Below are 22,731 nucleotides of genomic sequence, written 5' to 3'. Positions count from 1 at the left end.
CTCCGCCTTCCGCCGCTCCTCGCGCGTCGAACGCGTGGGCGGAAGCCTTCGCCCAGCTGACTTGCCGTTGCGATGGCCGGTGGGGTTAAGCACGGATTCAATGCCCCGGGCCGATGCTGCAATGGCAAAGCAACGGGGGTCCAGCCATGAAGCGCACATCCATATTCGCCGTCGTCGTCGCCAGCGCCCTGCTGGGCGGCTGCGCCAGCTACGACTACGTCGGCAGTACGGCGCCCGGCGGGTATTACTCCGGCCGGCCTTCGGTCGAGTACAACGACCCCTACGGATATGGCGGTTACTACGGTGGCGGCGTCGGGGTTTATGGCAGCTACCGGTATGGTGGCCCGTACAGCTACCGCGGGCCCTATGGCTACCCGTACTACGGGTATTACGGTTCCTATTACCCGTATTACCGCCCGCATCACCACAATCCCCGTCCGCCCCGCCCGGGCGATGGCAACCATCATCCGCGGCCTCCTTCCAGCGGTGGCGGTGACCGTCCGCCGCCGTGGCGCGACCCGACCGGTCGCTGGCGCGAGTCGGGCTCGCAGCCGATGGTGCCGCAGCGTCCGGGCCGGGTGATCTCGTCGCCCAGCCAGCCGCGGGTACAGGGCGACATGCCGCGCGTTAACCGGGCACCGGACATGCCGCGCAACGTGGATCGCCCCCGGGCGATGGAACGGCCCGCGCCGCGGGCAGAGCGCCCTGCACCCCGCTCGAGCATCCGCGAGAGCTCGCCCGCCCGTCAGCAGGAACCCTGATCAACCTGCGGGCTATTGCGTTCCGGCCCCCGTCGTCGCAGGCTTGGACCACGACTTGACCGGTTGCGTCGCTTTCTGACGTGATTGGCTATAAAGGTTCAATGTCGACGTTCGGTGGGGAAATCTGGATCCCCCCTGTTCCGGCCCTGCCGGACGTCGGCGCCTCTGCAAAAAGCCCGGCAATGCCGGGCTTTTTCTTGTCTCTGGTATCCTGCGCGCAATAAAAAAGGGGCCGGCAGTCCCCCGACTACCGGCCCCCGGCATCCCCGGCGTGCGCATGGCTGGCCCCTGTTCCAATTCCAGCCCGGCGCCCCTGGTCGCTTGCCACGACGGGTGCACGGGAGTACAGCAGGAAGCGTGCCAACTTTGCGCTTCCGCGTTGCCCGGCCTGCCCGGCCGCATGCGCGTCCGCTCCACCCTGCAGGCCAGCGCCCCGGCGCCAGGCCCGTCACCACACCCAGGCCCATGAACTCCAGCTTCCATCACTACGACGTCATCATCATCGGCGGCGGCCATGCCGGTACCGAGGCTGCGCTCGCCTCCGCGCGCGCCGGCGCACGCACGCTGCTGCTGACGCACAACGTGGAAACGGTGGGCGCGATGAGCTGCAATCCGGCCATCGGCGGCATCGGCAAGGGCCATCTGGTCAAGGAGATCGATGCGCTGGGCGGCGTGATGGCGTGGGCCGCCGACCGCGCCGGCATCCAGTGGCGCACGCTCAACGCGAGCAAGGGCCCTGCCGTGCGTGCGACGCGCTGCCAGGCCGACCGCGCGCTGTACCGCAGCGCGATCCGGCGCGCGGTGGAAGCGCAGCCCAACCTCACCCTGTTCCAGGAAGCCGTCGACGACCTGGTCATCGAGAACAACGTCGTGCGTGGCGCGATCACGCAGACCGGCCTGCGGTTCGATGCCGCGGCTGTGGTCCTGACCGCGGGCACTTTCCTGGCCGGCAAGATCCATGTCGGCGAGACCCAGTACGCCGCCGGTCGGGCGGGCGACCCGCCGGCGACTGCGCTGGCCCAGCGCCTGCGCGAGGGCGCGTTCGTCGTGGATCGGTTGAAGACCGGCACGCCGCCGCGCATCGACGGACGCTCGCTTGATTATTCGGTGATGGAAGAGCAACCCGGCGACGATCCGCTGCCGGTGATGTCGTTCATGGGTGACGTGGCCGACCACCCGCGCCAGGTGTCGTGCTGGATCACCCACACCAGTGAGCAGACCCACGAGATCATCCGCGGCGCGTTGCATCGTTCGCCGATGTACTCCGGCCAGATCGAGGGCATCGGCCCGCGCTACTGCCCGTCCATCGAGGACAAAGTGGTGCGCTTCGCCGAGAAGGCCAGCCACCAGATCTTCGTCGAGCCCGAAGGCCTGGACGTCACCGAGATCTACCCCAACGGCATTTCCACCTCGCTGCCGTTCGATGTGCAGCTGGCGCTGGTGCGCAGCATCCGCGGCATGGAGCATGCGCACATCACGCGCCCGGGCTATGCCATCGAATACGACTTCTTCGATCCGCGCGGCCTGAAGGCCTCGCTGGAGACGAAGGCGGTCGCCGGCCTGTTCTTCGCCGGCCAGATCAACGGCACCACCGGGTACGAGGAAGCCGCCGCGCAAGGCCTGCTCGCTGGCCTCAATGCGGCGCGCTTCGTGCAGCAGAAGGAGGCCTGGACGCCGCGCCGCGATGAAGCCTACCTGGGCGTGCTGGTCGACGACCTGATCACGCACGGCACGAAGGAGCCGTACCGCATGTTCACCAGTCGCGCCGAGTACCGGCTGCAGCTGCGCGAGGACAATGCCGACCTGCGCCTGACCGAAACCGGTCGCAATCTGGGTCTGGTCGATGACGCGCGCTGGCAGCGCTTCGAGGCCAAGCGCGAGGCCATCGCGCGCGAGAGCGACCGCCTGCGCGCGCTGTGGGCCACGCCCGCCAACGCCATGGGGCGCGACGTCGCCGACACGCTTGGCGTGCAGGTCAGTCGCGAGACCAACGTGCTCGACCTGATCAAGCGCCCGGAACTGGACTACGCGACGCTGATGGCGGTGCCGTCGATCGGCCCCGGCGTGGACGATGCGCAGGTGGCCGAGCAGGTGGAGATCGGCGTGAAGTACGCCGGCTACCTCGACCGGCAGCGCGACGAGATCGAGCGCCAGCAGCGCAACGAATCCACGCTGATCCCGGCCGGCTTCGATTTCGCCGGCGTGCGCGGCCTGTCGGCCGAAGTGCAGCAGAAGCTGGAGCGCGTGCAGCCCGAAACCATCGGGCAGGCGCAGCGCATTCCCGGCATGACGCCTGCCGCCATCTCGCTGCTGCTAGTGCACCTGGAGCGGGCGCGGCGTACGCGGGTGGCGTAAGCATCGGGTTGCCCGTGCAGGAGCGACGTCAGTCGCGACCGCACGTGTTCCGAGATCCCGAGCTGAGCCCATCGGTGATCGATGGCGCACTGTCGCCGAGAGTCTGCGGTCGCGACTGACGTCGCTCCTACAGTGGATTCTCGGGATGGCGCGCCTTCCATGCCGCCAGCAGCTCGCGGTAGTGCTGCAGCTGCTCCGCATACAGGTCGTGCACGCAGATCGGGCAGCCACTGTTGCAGCAGTCACTGGGCAGCGGCGGGTCGGGTTCGACCGGGCGCGGGTCGTCGTCCGGCGTCACTTCGCGCCCATCTCATCCAGCAGGTGCGGCGCCGGATAGACCTTGCCCATCAGCCAGCGCAGGTAGCGCATGTCCACGTGCACCGCGCGCTTGTAGCGCGGGTCGAACATCCAGCTGGCGCTGACGGATTCCCAGTTGCTGTCGAAGTTCAGGCCGATCAGTTCGCCGCGCGCATTGAGCACCGGTGAGCCGGAATTGCCGCCGGTGGTGTCCAGGTTGGTCAGGAAGTTGACCGTCTGCGTCTTCAGCGCGGGATCTTCCGTACCGGTGAAGTCGCCCTTGGCGATGGCATCAAGCAGCGGCTTCGGCGCGTCGAAAGGCACCTCGCCGGTGTTCTTCTGGACGATGCCGGCCACTGTCGTCACCGGGGTGTACTGCACGCCGTCGCGCGGCGAGAAGCCATCCACCCGGCCGAAGCTGACGCGCAGCGTGCCGTTGGCGTCCGGATACAGTGCGCGCCCCTGCTGCTCGCGCCAGGCGAACAGCGCACGCATGTACGCCGGACGCAGGCGAAGCTGCTCGCCTTCGCGGGTCTTGCGCTCCTGCTCCAGGGCCAGCTGCACGGGCACCAGCGTGGCGGCGAAGTCGATCAACGGATCGGCGGCCACCGGCTTGCCTTCGCGGGCGGCGGCGAACCGTGACAGGCGCTCGGTTTCATCGCCCAGTTTCGTACCCGCGTACAGCGTGTCCAGCGCCTGCGTCAGCGCGGTGGGCGTGCGGCCGAACGCGGCGTCGAAGCCCGGCAGGCGCTGGGCATCCGGCAGTTGCTGGTAGCGCGTCAGCAGGACCGTCAGCAGGGCCTTTTCCACGTCGGGCGCGTAGCGTCGCTGGACCTGTTTCAGGAAACCTTCGATCAACGCATGGTCGCGCGCCTGGTAGCCGCTCTCGCGCTCGGCATCCGGCTTGGCCGACTCCACCCGCAGGCGTTCCAGCATGATCGCCGCGCGCATCAGCTGCGACTGCGCACCGAACAGGTTCAGCAGCAGTTCGCGCTCACGCACGGCCGAACCGCCGGCGATCGACGCGGCGAGCGCATCGATGTCCGCCCTTTCCTTTGCGGCTGCTGGCGAGGCCAGCATGCCGCGCTCGTCCTCGGCGCGGACGCGCACGGCGTCGCTGCGGCGCAGGCCTTCCAGCTCGCCGGCCGCGCGCTTGCGGTTGTTCTTCAGCGATTGCAGTTGCGCGGCGTAGCGGGTCTTCGCATCGGCGTCCTGCTTGCCTGCCGCTTCGATCACGTCGATCAGCTGGTCGAACACGGCCACGCGCGCAGGCAGCGTCCAGTTGATCTGCTCGTCGAACTCGGCGGCGGTGCGATGCCGGTAGGTCGTGCCCGGATACCCGGCCAGCATCGCGTAGTCGCCGGCATTGGGCCCGTCCTTCGCCAGCGACAGATGCGCGGGCGCGCGATAGGGCACGTTGTCGGTGCTGTAGGCGGCGGGTTTGCCGTCCTTGCCCACGTAGGCACGCAGCAGGGTGAAGTCGCCGGTGTGGCGCGGCCACATGAAATTGTCGATCTCGTCGCCGTAGTTGCCGATCGCGCGCGGCGGTGCGTACACCAGGCGGATGTCGCGCAGCTCCAGCTGGCGGATGCGGTAGAAGTCGGTGCCGTAGTACATGTTCGCCACGCTGCAGCGAACCCCCGCTTCCTGCTCGCATTCGGCGACGATGGCCTTGCTGGCGCGGTCGACCGCGTCGAAGTACGCGCGCCCGGTCTTGCCGGTGGTGTCCTTCAGCACGCGGTCGGTGACCTTGTCGTAGCCGACCGTCACCAGCACGCGGAAGTCCGGGTTGGCGGGCAGTTCGGCGCTGCGATCGCCGGCCGTGAAGCCTTCGTCGATCAGGTTCCGCTCCGGCTTGCTGTTGTACTGGATCACGCCATAGGCAACGTGGTGGTTGGTCAGGATCAGCCCGTCCGGTGACACGAACGCGCCGGTGCCGCCGCCCGCACGGACCACTGCGCTCAGCGGTGCGGCGGTGACGTCGGCCAGCGCCTGTGGCTTGCCTTTGAAGCCGGCCTCGCGCAACGGCTTGGCGAGCTGCGGCAGTTGCGACGGCATCCACATGCCTTCGTCGGCGTGGGCGGGCAGGGCGAGGGCGACGCCCAGGGCGAGCGTGGTGGCGGAGATTCGGCGGCGCATCGGAGGTATCGCGGTGACAGGACGGACGACGATAGCCGGCCATGCGGCATGCGGCAAATGCCGCGCAGGCAGGATGTGGCTTCCGTCAGAACACGACCGGTGCAGGCGCGCCCAGGAAGCGTTCCAGTCGCGCAGCGGCCTTGCCGATGCCGGCCTGTTCCTTGTCTGCCAGCGGCCGCAACGGCGCGATGCGGACGTGGCCCCCGGCAGTGGCATCGCGCTTCCACGTGCCCACCACGCGTCCGTCCACGATCACGGTGGGACTGACCAGTCCGTTGATGCCGATCACGCGTCGCAGGTGCTGGTCCGCCACCACCGGGCTGCGGTCGCGATAGCCGATGAGGTATTCGTCGAACGCAGGCAGGAGATGGACACTGCGGACCGCACGTGCCGCCGGCAGCGCGGACGAATGCCACAGCACGTCGCCGTCGCGCGTCTCGCGCTGCAGTGACGACGATGCGCTCTCCAGCGCCTGCTTCGCGTCCTTCTGGGTCAGGCCGGACCACCAGGCCAGGTCCGCCGCGGTGGCCGGTGCATGGCCCTGCAGGTAACGCAGGGCGAGACGGTGCAGGGCTTCATCGCGGCTTGGCGCGGCGGCCGCGGGAATCCATGCGTCGAGCCAGACGAACGTCGGTTGCCGGCCTTCGCGCGGGCCCTGGCAGATCAGGCCTTCCTGCGCCATCCAGCCCAGTACGTGCAGGCCGCGCTGTCCGCCGCTGTCCACGCCGATCGCATCCAGCTGCGCGTACAAATCGCTGCGCGTGACGGGGCGGCCATGCGAGAGCGTGGCTTCGAGCGTGCGCCGGCAACGCGCCAGGGTGTCGTCATCCAGCCCGTAGTCGCGGGCGATGCGCGCCGCATTGGCGGCCTGCACGCGTGGCGCCATCAGCGCCACCATCCATCGCACGTCCTCACGCGCGAGCCAGTGCAGGGTCCCGCGCATCGGCCAGGTGCGGACGATTTCTCCCCGTGCGATCGCGGCTTCCACCGTGGCCAGCGTTGCGCCGGCGGTGCGCAGGCCGATCGCCCAGAGTGAGGCGGCATAGTCCTGCGCCTGCATCGCACCCATGTGTCGCACCGCGTCGGCCGGTGTTTCCGCCACCGGCCTGGTGATGCCGTGCCCCTGCAGGCGCCGGGCCGTCAGCGACGGCGCCATCGCTATTTCTCCTTGCGCCAGTTCACCGAGCCGCGCGTCTCGGTCGTGCTGGATTCGATTTCGATGTCGAAGCCCTTGCGCAGCAGGTATTTCAGCGTGACGACGGAGCCGGAGCCGATCATCGAAACACCGTAGCTGACGTACAGCTTGGGCGACAGGTACTTGCCAACACCGAACACCGAGCCGCCCAGCGTGCGCGATTCCAGCACACCGGCATCGTCCAGGCCGATCCTGGCACCGAGCTGCGAGGCGAGCAGGCCGGCGCCGGCGCCCAACGCGGACGATGCCGCGTTGATCTGCTGGCTCTCGTCGCTGCTGGCGGTGTTCAGCGAACGGCCAAGCACCAGGTAGGCCAGCGCCTCGGATTCGGACATCGCCGGGTTGGACCACACGCGTGCACGCGGCTGGCTGGCGCGGCCGGTGACGTCGATGCCGGCGGTGACGCTGGCGCTGACGACTTCGCGTTCGGCGCGGATGTTGATGCGTGGATCGGAGACCGCGTTGTTGCTCCACGTCAGTTCGCCGCGGGTGATGCGCAGCTTCTGTCCGTAGGCTTCGTAGCGGCCGTCCACGTCCAGCCGGCCGGTTCCCAGCATTTCACGGCCGGGCTGCGAGCGGACGTGCAGCGTGCCGGCCAGCGTGCCTTCCAGCCCGTAGCCCTTCAGGTTGACCTGGTCGCCAACCTTGAGCGCCAGGTCCAGGTCCAGCCGCGAGCTGGGCGCGCGCTCGGGATCGGCGGGGTCCAGCACCACCACGTCCTCGGAAGCGGAGACGCCGTCGTCGAGCTTTTCCACGTCGATCGTCGCCGACGGAATGCCGACTTCGCCGCGCACCTGGATGGTGTTGTCGGCGAAACCCACCTGGATGTCCGGCGACGCCACGGCGCGCAGGTCGGTGGTGTCCGCGACCAGCACGTTGTTGCCGCGCACCTGGAACCGCAGCGGCGTGGTGTCGTTGTTCCAGCCCAGCGTGCCCGATACGTTCAGCACGCCACCGGTGCCGGTGCCGCCGGTGGAGGAAACGGTCTTCATGCTGCCGTCGATCCGCGCGCTGCCGTCCGACAGGGCCACCAGGTCCGCGCTGCCCTCCGCCAGCGAAATGCCCAGCGATGGCAGCTCGCCGGTGAATTCGGTGAGCGTGGCTTCGCCGCTCAACAGTGGCCGCCCACGCGTGCCGGCCAGGCCGATGTGGCCGGCCAGCTGGCCACGCGGACGCACGAGGTCGGGAGAGAACAGCTCCAGCCAGAACAGCCGCGAGTTGTGGAAGTACAGGTCGCCCTTCAGCGGCGCGAAGTCGTCCCAGCCGGTGTTGAAGGTGGCGTCGACATAACCGTCGCCCTTGAACCCCGTACCCAGGCGGCCCTGGATGCGCTGCGGATTGAATTCCGCGTCGAAGGTGAAGTTGTCGTAGCGGATGATCTCGCCGCGCGCGGTGGTGCCCATCTTCAGCCCACCGTCGAGCGATGCCACGTGCACGCTACCCTGCCACGCGTTGCCGGCGGGGCGCAGCGTCGCATCCAGGGTGAACTCGCCGCGCAGCGTCAGCGGGCGACCGTTGCTGGGCGGCAGCCAGGGCTGGACCAGCGCCAGCGTCAGTGCTTCGCCCCGCACCGTCAGTCCCTGTCGCGGCCAGTTGGCGGTGGCGCACAACGAGCCGCCGACCGGCGAGGCCAGGCAGGCCGAAGACAGCGTCAGCGCATTGCCGCTCTGCATGAATCGGGCCGGTTGCTGCAGCGTCCACGCTTCGCCCTTGGACGGCGCCACGCGCAGCGTCGCCATCGTGCCCTGCCACTGCGCGCCGCGCTTCTGCGCGTTGCCGGACAGGGCGATGGCACCCATGGCGTTGCGGGCGTCGCCGTCCAGCTGCAGGTTTTCCACCGCACCCCGTGCATCCACGCGCACGCTGTCCAGCACCACGCCGACATTGACCGCGGTACCGCGCAACGCGATCTCGCCACTGCCGTTGCGCCAGGGCAGGCGGCCGCGCAGGCTCAGGCTTTCCGCGCTCCAGTCCTGCCAGGCGAGGTTGCTGCCGCCGAGGTCGGCATCCACGTTCGGCGCGGTGCGCGCACCGGTGAGTTTCAGCGTGCCGGCCAGCGTGCCACTGGCATCGGGCAGCAGGTCGTTCAGTCGCAACGGTTGCAGGCGGGCATCGATATCCAGCGTGTCGCCCACCTTGCCCCGGGCGTCCACGCGGCTTTCGCCCAAGGCCAACGCAAGCTCGCCTTCGCCCTGCTTTCCGTCCAGCGAGAAACGTCCGCGTGCATCCAGCGCGCGGTCGCGCAGCCGGCCCGCGAGCTTCGGTACGTCCAGCGTGCCCTGGAATTGCCCGTCCTCGCGCTGCATGCCTTTGGACGCCAGCCGGCCTGACAGGTTGCCCTTCCAGCCGGCGAAGAAATAGCCGGGGTCGAAGCCGGCGAGCGTGGTCGTGACATCCCATTGCAACGCGGGCTCCCAGCCGACCTGGCCGGTGGCTTCCAGCGTGCCGGTGGGCATGCGGGCGTGCAGTTTCTCCAGCAGCACGCGCTCGGCATTGCCACGGCCATCGAACTCCACCACCGCGCTTTCGCCATCGCGCGTCAGCGTGGCCTTGCCGATCGCCGCCCAGGCTTCGAGCTTGCCGGCGAAACCGAAGTCGCCCTGCGCACCGATCGCCGTCTCCGCTTCATCACCCCAGCGCAGGTTGCGTGCGTTCACGGCGAAGCGGAAGTCGGGATTCTCCGGCACGGTGAAATCCGCGCGGCCACGCAGCGTGGCGTAGCCATCGAAGAAACGCACGGCCAGCGGTTCCACGGTCAGCACGCGCCCGTCGATGCGCGCGCGCGAAGGATCGATCACCAGCGCCAGCTCACCCTGCTGCACGCGGCCCTGCAGGTCGGCGGCACCGCCCGCGCCTTTTGCGCGCAGGTCGAACGACAGCGGCGTGCCGGCTTCGCCCACGCCGAGCAGCGAGAGGTCGAGGGCTTCGGTGTTGGCGAGCAGGTTCCAGGTCGGGTTCTCTTCGCCCCGCACCGTGAGCGTCGCGCGGATGGGCGCGGGCGCCGCACCGGCCACCGCGATGTCCATGCGCGCGATGTTGCCGCGGGCCACCAGTCCCAGGCGTGCCGGCGTGCGACCGGGGGATGCGGGGAAGACGCCGGTGATGACCAGGTCGGTGAGATAGTCGTTGCGCGGCGCATAACCACCATGCGCGTGGAACCGCCCGCGATCGCTGTCGATGGCCAGCCGCTCGGCGTGGAAGTATCCGTTGCCGATGTCCAGCCCGCCGCGCGCGCGCGTGATGTCGATCAGCCGCTCGCCACTCTGGTGGATGGTGAAGCCATCGATCTCCAGATGATCGGCCTGGATCGCCAGGGGCATCTCGATCTGCGGCAGCGAGCCCGGCCATTCGGGCAACTCGAAGGGCTCGTCGCTCTCCGGCATGTCCAGCATGGCGTCGGTGATCTTCAGTGCATCCAGGCGCAGGCGCTTGCCAAGCAGGGGCCGCAGGTCCGGATCCAGGTACACCTCGCGTGCGGTGAAGTGGATCTTTTCCCAGCGGAAGTCCACGCCGCGCAATGTCAGCGGCCCGGCTACGGGACCGTCCACTTCCTTCCACGTCAGTGATGCGTTAGCCGGCAGCCTGGCCACCACCTGTGCCAGCAGCACGTCGCGGCCGGCGACGGTCTGCAGCAGCCAGTACAGCGCGAAGCACAGCAGTACCGTGAGTGCCGCGGCGCCGATCGTGCTGCGGATGGCGAGCGTGCGCAGGCGTGCCTTGCGGCGCGCGCGCAGTTCGGCGATGCGGGCTTCGCGCTCTTCCGGCGACAGCGTGTCTTGTGGCCGGCTCACAGGCTGGTCCCGATGTTGAGGTAGATCTGGAACTGCGAGTCGGGATCGTTCAGGCCATGGCCGATGTCCAGCCGCACGGGGCCCACCGGGGAGCGCCAGCGCAGGCCGATGCCCACGCCGGTGCTCAGGTCCGGTCGCGTGCCGTCGAACGCGCTGCCGGTGTCCACGAACACCGCGCCGCCCCACGGCCCGCCACCGAGGTAGTACTCGTACTCCACGCTGGCCGTCAGCACGTTCTTGGCGCCCAAGGCGTAGTCGCCGTTGCGCGGGCCCACTTCACGCCATGCATAGCCGCGGATGCTGTTGTCGCCACCGGCGAAGAAGCGCAGCGAAGGCGGCATGTCCACCAGCGCATCGGTGAACGTGTGGCCGTATTCGCCGCGCACGATCAGTGCGCTGTTGGTCTTGTACTGCTGCGACCAGCGTGCACGCAGGTGGAACTGCGCGAAGTTGGCATCCGAGCCCACGCCCTGCACGCCGCCGCGCAGCAGCAGCGAACCAGCCAGCCGGTCCGGCCGGTTGGATGCCACGGGCGCATTCAGATAGTCGACCTTGAACGAGGGATAGGTGAACGTGGCATAGCGGTAGGCGCCGATGCCGGCTTCGGCGTCTTCCTCGGTCTCGAAATAGCGCCAGCGCTCGCGCAACGCATGCAGCGAGGCCACGGCGGTCCAGTCGTCGCTGACCTGGCCGCTGCGACTGCCGATGAATTCCACGTGTCGCAGGTCGATGTAGTCGGTCTGTTCGTCGCTGGCCTGCACGCCGATGGTGTACCAGCCGTCCAGCCACTTGAACGCCGGGATGCGGTACTGCGCCGACAGGATCTTGCGCTTGGTGGCGTAGTCCAGCTGGGTGGACAGCTTGTGCCCACGCGAGTTGACGTAGCGCCGGTCCAGTCCCATGCGGATACCGGGGCCGCTTTCGGTGCCGTAGCTGACGCCGGCGGTGTAGATGTCGCGCTTGGCCAGCGCCAGGTTCACGTCCACCGGCACGCGGCCATCCACCGCCTTGTCCGGATTGGCCTGGATGTCGATGTTGCTGAAGTAGTCCAGTCCCACCAGTGACTCGCGCAGGCGGTCCAGCTTGCCCTGGTGGAAATAGCTGCCTTCTTCCCAGTAGACGAGTTTCTCCAGCAGGCCCGGGTCGAACTTGTCCTGGTGGAAGGTGGTCGGCCCCATGTCGTAACGGATGCCGCTGACCCATCCCAGCGCGATGTCCGCGGCGCGGTCGGCGCGCGTGACCTCGACGCGGCGATGGGTGAAGTCGGCGTCGAAGTAGCCACGATCGGCCAGGCGCCGCACGATCTTCAGTTTGCTGGCTTCGTAGGTGGTGTGGTCGAACACCTCGCCCACCTTCGGCGTGAAGGCGGCCAGGTCTTCCTTCAGGTAGCGGTCTTCACCGCCTTCGCCTTCGATGGACAGGTCGGCATTCCGCACGCGCACGGGTTCGCCCAGCTCGATGCGCAAGGTGACGGTCAGGCGTTCGTCCTCGGCATCCTCGCTGCGGGGCGCCTCGACGGTGACGGTGGGCGAGTAGTAGCCGAAGGGCTCCAGTGCCTCGCGCGTTTCGGCGACGGCTTCATTGAGCAGGTACTCCAGTCGCGATTCCCCCAGGCGCCTGCCCAGCGAATCGTTGAGCGACAGCGCCACGTTGACGTTTTCCACCATCAACACGTCACTCAGACCCACGATCTGCACCTTGTCCACGGTGGCCGCCGCCCAGGCCGGGCCGGCAGCGGCAAGCAGGAGCAGGGCGGTGGCGAGCCGGGGGATTCGTCGCATGCGGGCAGGATAACCGGTGCGGGTTAAGCGGAGTGAATGGGGCGCTAGTGCGAGATGGGCATCGCAGGCTTCCGGTCGGCGTGTCACGGCACGCCAGGCGCGGGACGAACACGACGTCGACAATGCGCGACGCACCATCGCTGCGAAAGCGGCGAGCAATGCTTCCGGTCCGCATCCGGGTGCGCCTGGCGAACGTCACCGGGTCCCGGCTTGCGCCGGGATGACGTTCAGCAACGCGCCCGGGTCTGACTCAGTTCGACAGGTGCTCGATGGCTGCGACCGCTCGGAAGCGGTCCGACAGGCGCTTGAGCAGGGCCAGGCGGTTGGCACGGATGGCCGGGTCATCGGCATTCACCATCACACCGTCGAAGAACGCATCCACCTGCGGACGCAGGCGGGCGAGGTGGTTCAGCACGGTGACGTAGTCGTGGTGGTGCAACGCCTCGTCGGTTTCGCCGAGCACCGCTTCCACCGCCTCGGCCAGCGCGCTTTCCGCCGGATCGGTCAGCAGCGTGCGATCGATCGCATGCGGGATGGCGATGTCGGCCTTCTTCAGGATGTTGCCGATGCGCTTGTTGGCCGCGGCCAGCGCCTCGGCTTCCGGCAGCGTGGCGAACGTGCCGATGGCATCCAGGCGCGTGTCGAAGTCGTACAGCGATGCCGGCTTCAGTTCCGCGACGGCGTTGAAGTGCGCGGCGGGCACGCCCTTGTCGGCGTAGTAGCCGCGCAGGCGGTCGAGGATGAAGTCGTAGAGTTCGCCCGCGTCCGCCGTGGCAGTTGCGCCGTCCTTGCCGGTCGGCAGCGGGCCGATGGCGTCCACCGCCTTCGCGATCAGTTCCTTGATCGAAACATTGAACCCGCTCTCGATCACCGTGCGCGCCAGCCCCAACGCATTCCGCCGCAGCGCAAACGGATCCTTGTTGCCGGTCGGCTTCAGCCCGGCGGCGAACCCGCCCGCCAGCGTGTCCAGGCGTTCGGCAATCGCCAGCACCTTGCCCAGCGGCGACAGCGCGATGTCGTCGCCGGCGAAGCGCGGCTGGTAGGCCTCGTCGATGGCCAGCGCGATCTCCTTCGGCTCACCCGCCGCGATGGCGTAGTGGCGGCCGGCGATGCCCTGCAGCTCGGGGAACTCGTTGACCATGCGCGACTGCAGGTCATTCTTCGCCAGTTCCGCGGCGCGGCGCGCCTGCGACGGATCAGCACTCACCTGCGAGGCGATGGTTTCCGCCAGTGCCGCCACGCGCGCGACCTTGTCGGCGACGGTGCCCAGCTTGGCCTGGTAGGTGACGGTCTTCAGGCCATCGCCCATCGAGGCCAGGCCCTGCTTGAGGTCCTCGTCGAAGAAGAACTTCGCATCGCTGAAACGCGGACGGATCACGCGCTCGTAGCCCTTGCGCACTTCCTCGACGTTCTGCGATTCGATGTTGGCGATGCCGATGAAATGCTCGGTCAGCTTGCCGCCATCGCTGAGCACCGGGAAGAACTTCTGGTTGATCTCCATCGTTTCGATCAACGCTTCCTGCGGCACCGCGAGGAACGCGGATTCGAAACTGCACAGCACCGCGGCCGGCCACTCGGTCAGGCAGACCACCTGTTCCAGGTTGTCGTCGGTGACGCGCGCGCTGCCGCCGGCCCGGGCTGCCGCCTTCTGCACTTCCGACAGGATGCGCGCACGGCGTTCGTCGCTGTCGACGAGCACGCGCGCGCCCCGCAGGGCGTCCACGTAGTCGTCCGGCTGGCCGATCCACACGGCCTTGTCGTGTTCGAAGCGATGGCCACGGCTCATGCGGTCCGACGTCACGCCCAGCACGTCGGCGTCCACCACGTCCTGGCCGAGCAGCAGCACCAGCCAGTGCACCGGGCGTGCGAACGCATAGTCGTGATCGCCCCAGCGCATCGGCTTGGGAATCGGCATGCCGGCGATGGCCTCGCGCACGATGTCGGGCAGCAGCGCGGCGGTCTTCGCGCCCGGCTTCACCGCACGGTGGACGAAGCGCTCGCCCTTGCCGTCGGTGGTGCGCTCGAGCTCCGTCCAGTCGATGCCGGCCTTGGCGGCGAAGCCTTCCAGCGCCTTGGTCGGCGCACCGTTCGCGTCCAGCGCGATGTTGACGTACGGGCCCAGTACTTCGGACTTCTGCTCCGGCTGCTCCACCTCCACGGCCGGCAGCAGCACCGCCAGGCGGCGCGGCGTATACAGCGGCTTGGCATCGCCGCGCTCGAAGCCGACGCCGCGCTTCTCCAGCGCCGCGACCACCCCTTCGAAGAAGGCCTGCGCCAGGCCGGGCAATGCCTTGACCGGCAGTTCTTCGGTGCCGAGTTCGATCAGCAGGGATTTTTGTTCGCTCATGTGCATGCAGCCTTGAGTTGTTCCCTTCTCCCCTCGGGAGAAGGTGCCCGAAGGGCGGATGAGGGTGCGGCGGAGTCGAGGGGGATGAACGATCCGGATTCCGCCGTACCCGCTCCCCAACCCCTCTCCCGGCGGGAGAGGGGCTCTAAGCCGTGTCTTTCTTCAAACCCGGAAAACCCAGTTTCTCGCGCTGTGCGTGGTACGCCTCGGCCACCGCCTGCGCCAGCTTGCGCACGCGCAGGATGTAGCGCTGGCGTTCGGTGACGGAGATGGCACGGCGTGCGTCCAGCAGGTTGAAGCTGTGGCTGGCCTTGGTGACCTGCTCGTAGGCGGGCAGGGGCAGGCCGGCTTCGACCAGCGCCAGCGCTTCGGCTTCGCAGGCGTCGAAGCGGTGGAAGAGTTCCTCCACGTTGGCGTGCTCGAAGTTGTAGGTGCTCTGCTCGACTTCGTTCTGGTGGTAGACATCGCCGTAGGTCACCACGCCCTGCGGGCCGACTGTCCAGACCAGGTCATAGACGTTGTCGCAGTTCTGCAGGTACATGCACAGGCGTTCCAGCCCGTAGGTGATCTCGCCGAGCACCGGACGGCATTCCAGCCCGCCGGCCTGCTGGAAGTAGGTGAACTGGGTGACTTCCATGCCGTTCAACCAGACTTCCCAGCCCAGGCCCCAGGCGCCGAGCGTGGGCGACTCCCAGTTGTCCTCGACGAAGCGCAGGTCGTGCACGCGCGGATCGATGCCCAGGGCCTTCAGCGACCCCAGGTACAACTCCTGGATGTTGTCGGGGTTGGGCTTCATCACCACCTGGTACTGGTAGTAGCGCTGCAGGCGGTTGGGGTTTTCGCCGTAGCGGCCGTCGGTGGGACGGCGGCTGGGCTGCACGTAGGCTGCATTCCACGGCTCCGGCCCCAGCGCACGCAGGAAAGTGGCGGGGTGGAAGGTGCCCGCACCCACTTCCAGGTCCAGCGGCTGGATCAGCACGCAGCCCTGGTCGGCCCAGTACTGGTTCAGCGTCTGGATCAGGCTCTGGAACGTCAGGCCCTGGAAAGTTACCGGTGAAATTGTCTGTCCGGTCATCGGTTTATCGTGCACTGCGGAAAAGCGGGCTAGTATACGGGCAAGCCCTTTTCCTGCTGACGTTTGCCGCTGTGGATGCCACCGTGAAAGCCCCGTTCCTCATCGTTGAAACCGGCCAGCCGGTGGCGTCGATGCGGCGTTACGGCGGTTTCCCGCACTGGATCCGCGTGGCGGCCGGGCTGGAAGCCCGCGAAACCGTGGTGACCAACGTCGAACGCGGCGACGCACTGCCCCGCCGCGACGGCTTTGCCGGGGTCATCGTCAGCGGTTCCGCCGCCATGGTCACCGACCGCGCCGACTGGAGCGAACGCAGCGCCGAATGGCTCCGCGACGCGGCGCACGAAGGCCTGCCGCTGCTGGGCATCTGCTACGGGCACCAGCTGCTCGCCCATGCGCTGGGCGGCGAGGTGGCGTACAACCCGGCCGGGCGCGAATCCGGCACCGTCCACATCGATCTGCACCCGCATGCGCAGGAAGACCCGCTGTTCTCGGCGCTGCCGCTGAAGTTCACCGCCCATGCGACGCATGTGCAGACCGTGGCCCGCCCGCCGGAAGGCGCCACGGTCCTGGCGCGATCCGAGCAGGACGACTGCCATGCCTTCCGCTGGCGCGACCGGGCCTGGGGCGTGCAGTTCCACCCCGAATTCGCCACCCACCACATGCGCGGCTACGTGCACGCCCGCGCCGACCACCTGCGCACCGAGGGGCGATGCCCCAGCACCATCGCGCGCAACGTGACGGCGGCGCCGCAAGCCCGCAAACTGTTGCGGCGGTTCGTCCGCCACGCGCGCGGGTTGCACGCGCGCTGATCCCTTGCAGTACCCACCTCCAGGAACCCCGATGTCGACGATCAACAAGGTGCCGGCCAGTGCCGGCGCGGAATGGCTGCTGGGCGGATTCGCGCTGTTGAAGCGCGCACCGTTGCCGTTGGCCACGCTTGCCGTGCTGTGGGGGTTGGTCTCGATGGCGGTGATGCTGGTGGCGGTGATGCTGCCGGCCGCCATGCTCGCGATGCAGCTGCTGCTCGTGCTTGCCGGGCCGCTGTTCTTCGCCGGCATGCTGTGGGCGGTGCGCGAGGTGGATCAAGGTCGCACGCCCGTGCCGTCGAACCTGGTGCAGCCGGTGCGCGACGGGCATGCGCTGGCGCTGGTGATCACCCTGCTGCCGCAGTTCGCCGCCGCCCTGGTGATGGGGGCGCTGCTGTTCGTGCTGGTGGGCACCGAACAGTTGCAGCACTTGGCCGATGTCTACCAGAAGATGCAGGCCATCGCCGAAGCCGGCGGCCAACCGGATCCTTCACTGGTGGAAGGCCTGCCGGCCGGACGCCTGCTGCTGTGGCTGCTGCTGGTGACGATCGTCTTTGTCGCGGTCAAGTGGATGACGTTCGTCGCGTCGCCGCAGATCCTGTTCTCCGGCACCCGGGTGATGGATGCCATGCGCAACAGCCTGCGGGCGTGCGCCCAGAACTGGCCGGCGATGCTGGTGTTCTACCTGCTGGCCGGCATCGCGATCTTCGCCATCGGCATGGGTTCGTTCATGGTGGCGCTGCTGCTGCAATTGCTGCTGGGCCCGCTCATCGCGATGGCGCTGTGGCAGTTCACGCTGATGGCGGTGGTGATGCCGGTGCTGGCCGGCGCCGCGTACACCGCGTGGCAGCAGATGCTCGGTGAAGGAACGGCGATCACGCCGGGCCTGCCGGCGTCGTCGCCGTCGCGGATCGAGGTGTAGGCGACGGCGGCCGGATCGCGCCGCTCGTCGATTCCTGCAAGAAAAGTTGTGCGCCCTTCCGGCGCGCAGCGTTCGGCCCTGCGCTCGCTCAACCGCTTTCGGGGCGCGGACGCGGCTTCATCCAGCCGGCGGCGATGATGCCCAGTTCGTACAGCAGGCACATCGGGATGGCGAGCATCAGCTGCGACACCACGTCCGGCGGAGTGATCAGCGCGGCGACGACGAAGACGCCGACCACGGCGTAACCCCGCGCCTCGCGCAGCTGCTGCGGCGTCACCCAGCCCAGCAGCACCATGATCACCAGCGCCACCGGCAGTTCGAAGCTGACACCGAATGCCAGGAAGATGACCATCACGAAGTCCAGGTACTTCGCCGGGTCCGGGGCGATGGTCACGATGTCGGGCGTGAACGTGGTCAAGGCATGGAACACGCCCGGCAGCACCAGGAAGTATGCAAACGCGCAGCCGGCGTAGAACAGCAGGATGGACGACACCAGCAGCGGCACGGCCAGCCGCTTTTCGTGCCTGTACAGGCCGGGCGCGACAAAGCTCCAGGCCTGGTACAGCAGCCAGGGCGAGGACAGGAACAACGCGGTGAAGAACGCCAGCTTGATCGGCGCGAAGAAACCGGACGTCGGGTCATTGGCGATCATCTGCGCGGCCTGCCCGGCCGGCAGCTGCGAAATCATCGGCATCGCCAGGCGGTCGTAGAGCTGCTTGACGAAGGGCAGCAGGACCAGCAGCACCACGCCCACGCCCATCAGCCCACGCACAAGGCGCGTGCGCAGCTCGAGCAGATGATCCATCAGGCTGCTTTCGGCTTCCTGTTCAGGCGCTGCGCGATTCATCGCGGGCCTCCTTGGGACTGAACAGGTCGGGCGTCGTGCCGATCGCCGGATGGGCGGCGGCACGCGGGTCAGGCTCGGATCCGGGCTCGGCTTCGGCGTGGGCGGCCGGGGAATCGCCGGCATCCTGCTGCGTCAGCGAGGGCGCAGGCTCGGTCGCGGGCGCATCGGGCACTTCGGGCACTTCGGGCACTTCGGGCGACACGGCCGACGCCACGTCGTCGCGCAGGGCCTTGGCATCGTCGCGCACGGCCTGGCGCATTTCGTCGAACTGGCGCTCGGTCTCGCTGGCGCTTTCGCGGATGCGTTGTTCGGTGTCGCGCAGCGCGTCCTGCGCATCCTTCAGGCTGCGCTTGAGCTCGTCGGCGGCCAGCTCGCGTTCCAGTTCGTCCTTCACCGAGTACCACTGCGCGCGCGCGCGGCGTACCCACAGGCCGGCGAAGCGCGTGGCCTTGGGCAGGCGTTCGGGACCCAGCACGATCAGCGCCACGATGGCGATGACCAGCAGTTCACTGAAACCGATGTCGAACATGGCGGCGGCCGTGCTGCCGCGAAATCAGTTGGCGTCGCGGTCGCGCTCTTTGGCGGCGCTGGATTCGTCGGTGCGGGACTGGTCGTTCAACTGGCCGGCCGGCTTGTCGTCGTCCTTCATGCCTTTCTTGAAGCCCTTGACCGCCTCGCCCAGGTCCTGGCCGGCGTTGCGCAGGCGCTTGGTACCAAAGACCAGCAGTACCACCACCAGTACGATGATCCAATGCCAGATGCTCAAACCGCCCATGGTGTACTCGCAGGTGAATTCGGGGGGCTCAGGATAACGCAGGCAGGCCCCGGGAATGGCGATCCCGGGCCCATTACTTCCGTTACGGGGTGCCGTTGAGCGGTTCGGTGCGGACCTCGCCTTCCTGCACCGGCTCGAAACCCTGCGTCTGCGCCGGGGCTTCCACCACGACCGGCGCGATCACCGATCCGTCGGACGGCGCCGCAACGGGAGCACTGCGTGCCGCCGTGCCCTGCGTGCCACGCGTGCCACGCGTGCTGCGGGCGATCTCGGTGGCTTCTTCCAACTGGTCGCGGAACACCACCACCGCGTCGGAGGGATGGCCAGCGCGGCCCTCGAAAATGGCGCGCGGGGTGGCGGCGCTGCCGTAGACGGCGACATTGGCGTCGTCATCGATCTGCAACACGGCACCGTCGAGCGCGACACCGGCGAACAGGCCGCGCGCGCGCGACCACGACCAGATTTCCGCTTTCAGCTGGCCGTCGGTGGCGGCGGCGGCGTTGCGGCCCACCGGACCGGCCGCGACGCCCGCGTCCGCACCCAGGGTGAACTTGCCGTTGACGATGTTTTCCAGGTTGCGGTCGTTGCGGAACACCAGCACCACGTCGGACGACTGCACGCCCGCCTGGAAACCGATGCTGCCGCCGGTCAGCTTGACGAACACCGGCTGCGACCAGCTGCCGTCGGGGTTCTTCACCGACATCAGCCCGTGGCCGCGGCGGCCGCCGATGACCAGCCCTGCCTTCAGCGTATCGGGGATGACGACGATCGCCTTGCCTTCGTCCAGCAGCTTGTCGGGGATGCCGTTCTCGGGAATCTTCTGGATCTCGCTCAACACGCGCACGGCGTTGGTGGCGCGTTCGTCTTCCTTCGGCCCGGCAATGGCGTGGCCGGTGAACAGGGCGGCCGCCAAGGCGAGGGCGGTGGGCGGCAGCAGGCGACGCGAGGTGCGGTTCATGGCGGGCTCCGAATGCGGATTGGCAGCAAGTTACTGCAACCGCTTGAAAATAGGCGTGAACGCATGAATCGAGGCTGACGCCGGACGGCCACAATGCACGGCCACGAGCGGTATGCCGGCAAGGCAGACGCCGTGCAAGTCCAACGCCGGCGCTCTGCCACAATAGCGGGATGACCGAGACCTCTCCTGTTGCGCTGCTGGCGGTGAACCTGGGTACCCCGGAAGCGCCCACGGCGCCCGCCGTGCGGCGTTACCTGGCCGAATTCCTCCACGACCACCGCGTGGTCCAGCTGACCCGCTGGCTGTGGTGCCCGTTGCTGCATTTCCTCATCCTGCCCCTGCGTGGGCCCAAGGCCGCGGCCAAGTACGCCAGCATCTGGCTGCCGGAGGGCTCACCGCTGGCGGTCTACACGCGGCGGCTGGCGGGGGCGCTGCAGGCGCGCCTGCCGGCGTGGCGGGTGGTCGACGCGATGCGTTATGGCCAGCCTTCCGTCGGCGAACGCCTCAAGGCCCTGCGCGCCGACGGCGTGCGGCGCGTGGTCGTACTGCCGCTATACCCGCAGTACTCCACCACCACTACCGAATCCGTGCGCGACGTGGTCACGCGCGAGGCGGCGGGTCTGGACGTGCGCTTCATCGAGGACTATTCCACCGATGCCGGCTGGCTGGCGGCGGTGGTGGGGTCGATCCGCGACTGGCGCGCAGCGCATGGCGCGGGCGAGCACCTTCTGTTCTCCTATCACGGACTGCCGCAACGGCTGGCGCGCAACGGCGATCCGTATCCCCAGCGGTGCGAGGCAAGCACCCGCGCCATCGTGGGCCTGCTGGGACTGCGCGATGACGAATGGACGCTCACCTACCAGTCCCGCTTCGGCAAGGAGCGCTGGCTGGAACCCGCCACCGACGTGACGCTGCGGGAACTTGCCGCGCGCGGCGTGCGCAAGGTCGACGTGGTGTGCCCGGGCTTTGCCGTGGACTGCCTGGAAACGCTTGAGGAAGTGGGCATCGGGTTTGCCGAGGAATTCGCCCACGCCGGCGGCGAACTGCGCTACATCCCCTGTCTCAACGATGGGGCAATGCATGCCGACGCGCTGGCGGCACTGGCTCGCCACCACGCCGGGGAGCAGGCGTGACCCTGCACGAGTTCGACGTGGAAACCCCCATCGGCCGCATCGCCGGCCTGCGGGGCGGCGACGGGGACGGCGTGCGCATGATCGCGCTGCATGGCTGGCTGGACAATGCCGCCAGTTTCGTTCCGCTGGCGGACCACCTTCCCGGCGTGCAGGTGGTCGCTCCCGACCTGCCGGGGCATGGCCATAGCGCACATCTGGCACCCGGCGCCGAGTACACCAGCGGGGTGGCGGTCAATGCCGTGCTGGACGTCGCCGATGCGCTGGGTTGGGACACGTTCTGTCTGCTGGGCCATTCGATGGGCGCCGGCATCGCCAGCCTGGTGGCGGCGTCCGTGCCGCAGCGGGTGCGCAAGCTGGTCGCCATCGAAGCATTGGGCGGCCTGGCCGAAACCGTCGAACGCACGGCCGATCGCTGGCGTGAAGCCATCGCCGCGGCGCGCGCGCTGCGCGGCAAGCAGTTGCGCGTGTTCCCCGACCTTGCTGCACCCGTGCGGGCACGCATGCAGGCGAACCAGTTGAGCGAAGCGGCGGCGCGGCTGCTGGTCGAGCGCGGCGTGCGACAGGTCCCCGGTGGTTATGTCTGGAGCAGCGATCCCCGCCTGACCCTGCCCACGCCACAGCGTCTGGGCGAAGCGCAGCTCAGCCAGCTGGTGGCGGCGATCGCATGCCCCACCACCGTGGTCTATGCCGATCCGCCACAGGCCTACTTCCCCGAGCCCCTGCGCACGCAGCGTGCGCAGCTGCTGCCCAATGGCCGCCTGCATGTCATCGCCGGCACCCACCACCTGCACATGGAGGATCCCGCCACCGTCGCCGCCGTGGTCGCGGATTTCCTGCGGGACTGAGCTTCAACCCAGCTTCGCGCGCTGCACGTCCAGCGCCAGCCGCACATCGCCCTTGCGGATCGGGTTGGCATCACGCCACCACGCGGCGATCGCGATCTCGATTTCCTTGTCGGCCTGCGCCAGGCGGCGCAGCAGGGCGATGTCATCGGCCGTGGCGAGGTGCTCGTCGGGCAGGTAGTCGTGTTCCAGCGGGCGGCGGGAAAGCGCGGGCTGCCTGGCTATCCGTGCGATCAGCGCCACCACGGCGACGCCGGCCATGGCATAGCCGCCCAGCAACACCGCCTGCGACTGTTGTTGGCTGCCCCACCAGGCCGTCCCGATCCCCGCGACCAGCGCGGATGCCAGGACCAGCTGGGGCCAGCGTACCCGGCGGAGACGGGATGCCTGTTCGCGCCGGAGCCTGGCGCGCTGGTTCATTTCGTCCACCGCGACGCCTTTGCGACTCATCAATGCACGACGCGCCGCGATGGTGGCGGCGTTCTCCGCCGTGTCCGGCGCATACAGCATGAAGCGCGTCAGCGGGACGGTGGACGGCGAGGGTGCAGGAGTGGGATCGGAGACGGCAGGGCGCAGCGCAGGACGTGTCATCGATGCTCTCTGGAAAGTGATCCGCCCCGTCCACCGTCTGGACGACCAGCGACGGGCAAGAGGGCGAAGTTCACAATCAGTTTCGTGATGACGATCACAAACGGGACATGCCCGCG

Annotated in this window: 18 protein-coding genes; 6 read left to right on the top strand and 12 right to left on the bottom strand. The window is 68.4% G+C overall.

What is annotated here, in order from left to right; genetic code table 11:
- Positions 1–146 precede the first annotated feature (146 nt).
- A complete protein-coding gene (locus OVA13_RS13175; RefSeq protein ID WP_267790922.1) occupies positions 147–761 on the top strand; it encodes a hypothetical protein in 615 nt (204 codons plus the stop codon).
- Between the two features lie 465 nt (positions 762–1,226).
- On the top strand, positions 1,227–3,116 hold the full coding sequence (mnmG, locus tag OVA13_RS13170) for a tRNA uridine-5-carboxymethylaminomethyl(34) synthesis enzyme MnmG (protein WP_267790921.1): 1,890 nt from the start codon (positions 1,227–1,229) through the stop codon (positions 3,114–3,116).
- 127 nt (positions 3,117–3,243) lie between these two features.
- Here mnmG and OVA13_RS13165 read toward each other — a convergent pair whose 3' ends face one another.
- From OVA13_RS13165 to glyQ, 7 genes are all read right to left on the bottom strand, one after another.
- On the bottom strand, positions 3,244–3,414 hold the full coding sequence (locus OVA13_RS13165) for an oxidoreductase-like domain-containing protein (RefSeq protein WP_267790920.1): 171 nt from the start codon (positions 3,412–3,414) through the stop codon (positions 3,244–3,246).
- The gene (locus tag OVA13_RS13160) at positions 3,411–5,552 is read right to left on the bottom strand and encodes a S46 family peptidase (RefSeq protein WP_267790919.1); all 2,142 of its coding nucleotides are present in this window, start codon (positions 5,550–5,552) and stop codon (positions 3,411–3,413) included. The genes OVA13_RS13165 and OVA13_RS13160 overlap by 4 nt, the downstream gene beginning before the upstream one ends.
- A gap of 85 nt (positions 5,553–5,637) precedes the next feature.
- Complete coding sequence (locus OVA13_RS13155) at positions 5,638–6,708, bottom strand: winged helix DNA-binding domain-containing protein (protein ID WP_267790918.1); 1,071 nt, start codon at positions 6,706–6,708, stop codon at positions 5,638–5,640.
- A gap of 2 nt (positions 6,709–6,710) precedes the next feature.
- On the bottom strand, positions 6,711–10,538 hold the full coding sequence (locus tag OVA13_RS13150; RefSeq protein WP_267790917.1) for a translocation/assembly module TamB domain-containing protein: 3,828 nt from the start codon (positions 10,536–10,538) through the stop codon (positions 6,711–6,713).
- Positions 10,535–12,319 carry an autotransporter assembly complex protein TamA gene (locus tag OVA13_RS13145; protein WP_267790916.1) on the bottom strand — a complete coding sequence of 595 codons (1,785 nt, stop codon included), beginning with the start codon at positions 12,317–12,319 and terminating at the stop codon, positions 10,535–10,537. Before OVA13_RS13145 ends, OVA13_RS13150 begins: the two co-directional genes overlap by 4 nt.
- Before the next feature lie 250 nt (positions 12,320–12,569).
- On the bottom strand, positions 12,570–14,666 hold the full coding sequence (gene glyS, locus OVA13_RS13140) for a glycine--tRNA ligase subunit beta (protein ID WP_267790915.1): 2,097 nt from the start codon (positions 14,664–14,666) through the stop codon (positions 12,570–12,572).
- Positions 14,667–14,811: 145 nt separating this feature from the next.
- Positions 14,812–15,741 (bottom strand): glycine--tRNA ligase subunit alpha, encoded by a 930-nt coding sequence (gene glyQ, locus OVA13_RS13135; protein WP_267790914.1) that lies wholly within the window; start codon positions 15,739–15,741, stop codon positions 14,812–14,814.
- An 83-nt stretch (positions 15,742–15,824) separates the two neighbouring features.
- Between glyQ and OVA13_RS13130 the strand changes: the two genes are divergently transcribed.
- Positions 15,825–16,550, top strand: a complete 726-nt coding sequence (locus OVA13_RS13130) for a glutamine amidotransferase (RefSeq protein ID WP_267790913.1) — start codon at positions 15,825–15,827, stop codon at positions 16,548–16,550.
- Positions 16,551–16,581: 31 nt separating this feature from the next.
- Positions 16,582–17,469 carry a BPSS1780 family membrane protein gene (locus tag OVA13_RS13125; RefSeq protein ID WP_267790912.1) on the top strand — a complete coding sequence of 296 codons (888 nt, stop codon included), beginning with the start codon at positions 16,582–16,584 and terminating at the stop codon, positions 17,467–17,469.
- 88 nt (positions 17,470–17,557) lie between these two features.
- On the opposite strand, the gene tatC is transcribed toward OVA13_RS13125, so the two are convergent.
- The 4 genes from tatC to OVA13_RS13105 form a co-directional block, all read right to left on the bottom strand.
- On the bottom strand, positions 17,558–18,316 hold the full coding sequence (gene tatC / locus OVA13_RS13120; RefSeq protein WP_267790911.1) for a twin-arginine translocase subunit TatC: 759 nt from the start codon (positions 18,314–18,316) through the stop codon (positions 17,558–17,560).
- On the bottom strand, positions 18,297–18,845 hold the full coding sequence (gene tatB / locus OVA13_RS13115) for a Sec-independent protein translocase protein TatB (protein ID WP_267790910.1): 549 nt from the start codon (positions 18,843–18,845) through the stop codon (positions 18,297–18,299). The genes tatC and tatB overlap by 20 nt, the downstream gene beginning before the upstream one ends.
- A gap of 24 nt (positions 18,846–18,869) precedes the next feature.
- Positions 18,870–19,091, bottom strand: coding sequence for a Sec-independent protein translocase subunit TatA (tatA, locus tag OVA13_RS13110; RefSeq protein ID WP_062353690.1), 222 nt, complete (start codon positions 19,089–19,091; stop codon positions 18,870–18,872).
- An 82-nt stretch (positions 19,092–19,173) separates the two neighbouring features.
- Positions 19,174–20,049 carry a lipid-binding SYLF domain-containing protein gene (locus OVA13_RS13105; RefSeq protein ID WP_267790909.1) on the bottom strand — a complete coding sequence of 292 codons (876 nt, stop codon included), beginning with the start codon at positions 20,047–20,049 and terminating at the stop codon, positions 19,174–19,176.
- 170 nt (positions 20,050–20,219) lie between these two features.
- Here OVA13_RS13105 and hemH point away from each other — a divergent pair, with 170 nt between their 5' ends.
- Positions 20,220–21,182, top strand: a complete 963-nt coding sequence (gene hemH / locus OVA13_RS13100; protein ID WP_267790908.1) for a ferrochelatase — start codon at positions 20,220–20,222, stop codon at positions 21,180–21,182.
- Positions 21,179–22,027: an alpha/beta fold hydrolase gene (locus tag OVA13_RS13095; protein WP_267790907.1), complete on the top strand. Its 849-nt coding sequence runs from the start codon at positions 21,179–21,181 to the stop codon at positions 22,025–22,027. The genes hemH and OVA13_RS13095 overlap by 4 nt, the downstream gene beginning before the upstream one ends.
- Before the next feature lie 3 nt (positions 22,028–22,030).
- Here the strand turns inward: OVA13_RS13095 and OVA13_RS13090 are convergent, their stop codons facing one another.
- Positions 22,031–22,615 carry a hypothetical protein gene (locus OVA13_RS13090; RefSeq protein ID WP_267790906.1) on the bottom strand — a complete coding sequence of 195 codons (585 nt, stop codon included), beginning with the start codon at positions 22,613–22,615 and terminating at the stop codon, positions 22,031–22,033.
- Between the last annotated feature and the right edge of the window lie 116 nt (positions 22,616–22,731).

Source organism: Pseudoxanthomonas sp. SL93 (assembly GCF_026625825.1).
In the GTDB taxonomy this organism is placed as follows: Bacteria; Pseudomonadota; Gammaproteobacteria; order Xanthomonadales; family Xanthomonadaceae; genus Pseudoxanthomonas_A.
This window is presented reverse-complemented; position numbering and strand designations above follow the sequence as displayed.

Coding starts and splice junctions, on each gene's coding strand:
- OVA13_RS13175 (WP_267790922.1), top strand. CDS start 147: ATGAAGCGCACATCCATATTCGCCGTCGTCGTCGCCAGCGCCCTGCTG.
- mnmG (WP_267790921.1), top strand. CDS start 1,227: ATGAACTCCAGCTTCCATCACTACGACGTCATCATCATCGGCGGCGGC.
- OVA13_RS13160 (WP_267790919.1), bottom strand. CDS start 5,552: ATGCGCCGCCGAATCTCCGCCACCACGCTCGCCCTGGGCGTCGCCCTC.
- OVA13_RS13155 (WP_267790918.1), bottom strand. CDS start 6,708: ATGGCGCCGTCGCTGACGGCCCGGCGCCTGCAGGGGCACGGCATCACC.
- OVA13_RS13145 (WP_267790916.1), bottom strand. CDS start 12,319: ATGCGACGAATCCCCCGGCTCGCCACCGCCCTGCTCCTGCTTGCCGCT.
- glyS (WP_267790915.1), bottom strand. CDS start 14,666: ATGAGCGAACAAAAATCCCTGCTGATCGAACTCGGCACCGAAGAACTG.
- glyQ (WP_267790914.1), bottom strand. CDS start 15,741: ATGACCGGACAGACAATTTCACCGGTAACTTTCCAGGGCCTGACGTTC.
- OVA13_RS13125 (WP_267790912.1), top strand. CDS start 16,582: ATGTCGACGATCAACAAGGTGCCGGCCAGTGCCGGCGCGGAATGGCTG.
- tatC (WP_267790911.1), bottom strand. CDS start 18,316: ATGAATCGCGCAGCGCCTGAACAGGAAGCCGAAAGCAGCCTGATGGAT.
- tatB (WP_267790910.1), bottom strand. CDS start 18,845: ATGTTCGACATCGGTTTCAGTGAACTGCTGGTCATCGCCATCGTGGCG.
- tatA (WP_062353690.1), bottom strand. CDS start 19,091: ATGGGCGGTTTGAGCATCTGGCATTGGATCATCGTACTGGTGGTGGTA.
- OVA13_RS13105 (WP_267790909.1), bottom strand. CDS start 20,049: ATGAACCGCACCTCGCGTCGCCTGCTGCCGCCCACCGCCCTCGCCTTG.
- hemH (WP_267790908.1), top strand. CDS start 20,220: ATGACCGAGACCTCTCCTGTTGCGCTGCTGGCGGTGAACCTGGGTACC.
- OVA13_RS13090 (WP_267790906.1), bottom strand. CDS start 22,615: ATGACACGTCCTGCGCTGCGCCCTGCCGTCTCCGATCCCACTCCTGCA.